The sequence below is a fragment of the Mycobacterium sp. TH-M11 genome, from assembly GCF_057473725.1.
In genome coordinates this window covers 1-4,020 of sequence record NZ_JBYCLD010000299.1, presented here as the reverse complement: position 1 = coordinate 4,020, position 4,020 = coordinate 1, and the positions used below count along the sequence as shown (strand labels likewise).

The following is a 4,020-nucleotide window of genomic DNA, read 5'->3' as shown; positions in this document are numbered from 1 at the left end:
GGTCCGACCCATCGATGGGCGATGGTGGCCGTTTGAGTGGTCGGCCCAAATCGTTCCCACGGCGCGACGCCTCGCGATCCCGGCGGCGCTCCGGTGCGCGCGGAGTCCTCGGCGTCGGGGCCGTGAGTGGCTGAATCGCCGTCACTCATGTCCTACCGGCCTCCGAATCTCCGACACCGCTCAAGTACGCACGTCGACGCCGCGCAGCTATCGCAGTAACGCCGTTCCCTGACAGCCCTACCGCGATGGCGGCTGGTCTCGGCCGCCGGCGCGGGGATGCAACAAGATCCACATCGTATAGAGACGGCACCGGAAACGCGATCTCAGGAGGGTGTTGGACAGTCCGGCTCCTGCCGACCTGCGTCGTCATCGGAGGGTCGATCAGCCGCCCGAGTGCATGACGTCGGCGCCCGAGGGAATCGTGCAGTCGTCCCGGTCGGTCAGCCAGCCGTCGGGCAGCGCAACCCGTGCCGGCGACCCTTGGCGGCCACGTGGCCCGCTCGCCGCGGTCGGGAACGGCGTATCGCCGTCGAGGTCGGTCAGCAGCCGGTCCAGCTCGTCGAGGGTCTTGACCAGGGCGAGTGCGCGTCGTAGCTCCGAGCCGGCGGGGAAGCCGTGCAGGTACCAGGCGATGTGTTTGCGCATGTCACGCATGCCCTTGTCTTCACCGAAGTGTTGGCTGAGCAGCTCGCCGTGCCGCCGGATGATGTTGGCGACCTCGCCCAAATTCGGCGGCGTCGGCGTCGGGCGGTCGTTGAACGCCGCGGAAAGCTCGGCGAACAGCCATGGCCGGCCCAGGCAGCCGCGACCGATGACGACGCCGTCGCAGCCGGTCACGGCCATCATGGTCAGCGCATCGTTGGCTTCGAAAATGTCGCCGTTGCCCAGCACCGGGATGGTCCGGACATGCTGCTTGAGTCGCGCGATCTGCTCCCAGTCGGCGGTTCCCGAGTAACGCTGGGCCGCTGTGCGGGCGTGCAGGGCGACCGCCGCTGCGCCCTCTGATTCGGCGATCCTGCCGGCCTCGAGGTGGGTGTGATGCTCGTCGTCGATGCCGATCCGGTATTTGACGGTCACCGGGATATCGGTGCCCGCGGTGCCCCGCACCGCCGCCGCCACGATCTGGCCGAACAGCTGTCGCTTGTAGGGCAGCGCGGCCCCGCCGCCGCGACGGGTGACCTTGGGTACCGGGCAGCCGAAGTTCATGTCGACGTGGTCAGCCAGGCCTTCGTCGGCGATCATCTTCACCGCCGCGTACGTGGTGGCCGGATCGACGGTGTACAGCTGCAGCGACCGCGGCGTCTCGTCGGCAGAGAACGTCGTCATATGCATGGTGACGGGATGCCGTTCGACCAGGGCACGCGCGGTCACCATCTCGCAGACATAAAGCCCGCTGACCGTGCCGACGCGCTCGCGTTCGAGTTCCCGGCACAGCGTCCGGAACGCGACGTTGGTCACGCCGGCCATGGGTGCCAGCACCACCGGGCTGGCCAGGGTGATGGGGCCGATACGCACGGCGGACTACCGGCGGCTGAGGGACAGCGTGCCCTCGGTGTGGTGCAACTCCAGGGCGGTGACCCGCTTGCCCGTGCGGGCCTCGCGGTCGAGCTGACGCTGTTTGGAGATCTCGAACTTGTCGCAGGACATTTCGAGTTCCTTGATCAGCACGGCAAGATCGTCACGCATTGCGGCGGCGTCGCCGGTGAAGTCCTCGCGCTCGAAGATGCGCCATTTCTTCAGTACCGGCATCACCACATCGTCGAGGTGAATGCGCGGGTCATAGACGCCGCCGACGGCGATCATCACTGCCTTGCGGCGGAACTCGGGCACTTGATAGCCGGGCATCTGGAAGTTGCGCAGCACCTTGTGCAGCGACCTCATCGCCTGGTTGGGCGCGAGTTCGAACCCGGCCTCGGAGACGTCGCGGTAGAAGATCATGTGCAGGTTCTCGTCGGCGGAAATTCTGGCCAGCAGCTGATCGGCGATCGTCTCCTTGCAGACTCTGCCGGTGTTGCGGTGCGAGATCCGGGTGGCGAGCTCCTGGAAGGTCACATAGATGATCGAGTCGAACAAGCTCTCGGCGAACAGGTCTTCTCGAATCTGGCGGTTCTGGCCCGGGCTGAAGCCGCGGTTGACCACCTCCATGCGCAGCTTCTCCAGCTCGATGGGGTCGACGGCGCGGGTGACGACCAGGTAGTCGCGCAGCGCGATACCGTGCCGGTTCTCCTCGGCGGTCCAGCGGTTGACCCACTGGCCCCAGGGCCCGTCCATGCTGAAGTTCATCGCGATCTCGCGGTGATACGACGGCAGGTTGTCCTCGGTCATCAGGTTCTGCACCATCGCGACCTGCGCGACATCGGTCAGCTTGGATTGTCCGGGCTCCCAGTCCTGCCCGCCCAGCGCGTAGTAGTTCTTGCCGTCCGACCATGGGATGTAGTCGTGCGGGTTCCACGGCTTGTGCACGGACAGGTGTCGGTTCATGTACTTCTCGACAACCGGTTCGAGTTCACGCAACAGGTCCAGGTCTTGAGGATCCGGCACAACGCCTCCCAGTTATCTGTGTCTGTCGGTTTCAGTCAATATATCTGTGTACATCGGTGACATCAAGTTTGGCTGCGCCAGATACTACGGGTTCTCGGGCTGTCCGCGTTAGCCCTTCGCGGCCCTGCTGAGCAGCATGTCGACGCAATAGTCGATGAACTGTTCGCGGCTGGCCGCCAGGCGTCCGTCCAAGTATGCGGTGAACAGTGCGGTCAGGCCGCCGATCAAGCTGGTGGCGGCCATTTTCTGGCGAACCGGGTCGCCGATCTCGGTCAGCTTGGCCTGGAGTAGATCGATGAAGTTCGGCATCCACTCCGCACCGGAGCGGACCAGCACCGGCTCTACCGCGGGGGCCAACAAAAGCACCCGGCCGCGTACCGGGTCGTCGACCATCAGGGCGACGAAGCGCTCGACGGCTTCGCGCGGCGTGCCGGCCGACATCAGCGCCGACATCGCCCGGGCGCAGACGTCGTCGTAGACGGCGCGGACGAATTCGTCGCGGTCGGTGAAGCTCTCGTAGAAGTAGCGTTCGGTCAATTCGGCCTGTCGGCATACCGCGCGTACGGTCACCGCCGGACCGCTTGGCTGGCCGAGCAATTGCACGCCGGCGGCGACGAGTTCGTCGCGCCGCAGGGCCTGGCGATCCGCCAAGGGGACACCGGACCAGCGGCGTGCGCGTTGACCGGATGGCACAGTCCTCCTAGACTCTTGTTGACAACAAATGTAGTCAATTTGCCTGACCGCGGACGGGAAAAATTCGCCAGTGACTCAAGATACGTCGCAGTCTTTCCAGGTTGCGCGCGGTTGTCCGGTTTCGCCGCTGGGGTACGAGGTCCCGCCGCGTCCGCTCGGCCCCGACTCGCTGACCTGGCGGTACTTCGGCGACTGGCGCGGCATGCTGCAGGGCCCCTGGGCCGGGTCGATGCAGAACATGCACCCGCAACTGGGCGCGGCCGTCGAGGACCACTCGAGCTTCTTCCGCGAACGGTGGCCGCGGTTGCTGCGGTCGCTGTATCCGATCGGAGGGGTGGTGTTCGACGGCGACCGCGCCCCCGCTACCGGGGCGGAGGTCCGCGACTACCACATCGAGATCAAGGGCACCGACAGTCAGGGGCGGCGCTACCACGCGATGAACCCCGATGTCTTCTATTGGGCGCACTCGACGTTCTTTATGGGCACAATCCATGTGGCCGAACGGTTTTGCGGCGGTCTGACCGAAGCGCAGAAGCGGCAGCTGTTCGACGAGCACATCGAGTGGTACCGGATGTACGGCATGAGCATGCGCCCGGTTCCCAAGAGCTGGGAAGACTTTCAGGTCTACTGGGATCACATGTGCAGCGAGGTGCTGGAGAACAACTACGCCGCGCGCGAAGTGCTCAATCTGACGGAGTTGCCGAAACCACCTTTTGCGCAGTGGATTCCGAATCCGCTGTGGGCTCTGCAGCGCAAGCTGCTGTCGCCGTTCTTCGTGTGGGTCAC

General features: G+C 65.3%; 4 protein-coding genes. 1 reads left to right on the top strand and 3 read right to left on the bottom strand.

Annotated elements, in window-relative coordinates:
- Window positions 1-381: 381 nt before the first annotated feature.
- The 3 genes from dusB to AC2VOG_RS12370 form a co-directional block, all read right to left on the bottom strand.
- Complete coding sequence (dusB, locus tag AC2VOG_RS12380) at window positions 382-1,515, bottom strand: tRNA dihydrouridine synthase DusB (protein ID WP_486940192.1); 1,134 nt, start codon at window positions 1,513-1,515, stop codon at window positions 382-384.
- Between the two features lie 6 nt (window positions 1,516-1,521).
- Window positions 1,522-2,541 carry an acyl-ACP desaturase gene (locus AC2VOG_RS12375; protein WP_486940191.1) on the bottom strand — a complete coding sequence of 340 codons (1,020 nt, stop codon included), beginning with the start codon at window positions 2,539-2,541 and terminating at the stop codon, window positions 1,522-1,524.
- Between the two features lie 108 nt (window positions 2,542-2,649).
- Entirely contained in the window at window positions 2,650-3,234 is a 585-nt protein-coding gene (locus AC2VOG_RS12370) for a TetR/AcrR family transcriptional regulator (protein WP_486940190.1), read from the bottom strand.
- A gap of 70 nt (window positions 3,235-3,304) precedes the next feature.
- On the opposite strand from AC2VOG_RS12370, the gene AC2VOG_RS12365 reads away from it, so the two are divergent.
- The coding region (locus tag AC2VOG_RS12365; RefSeq protein ID WP_486940189.1) for an oxygenase MpaB family protein at window positions 3,305-4,020 on the top strand (716 nt) is incomplete at its 3' end.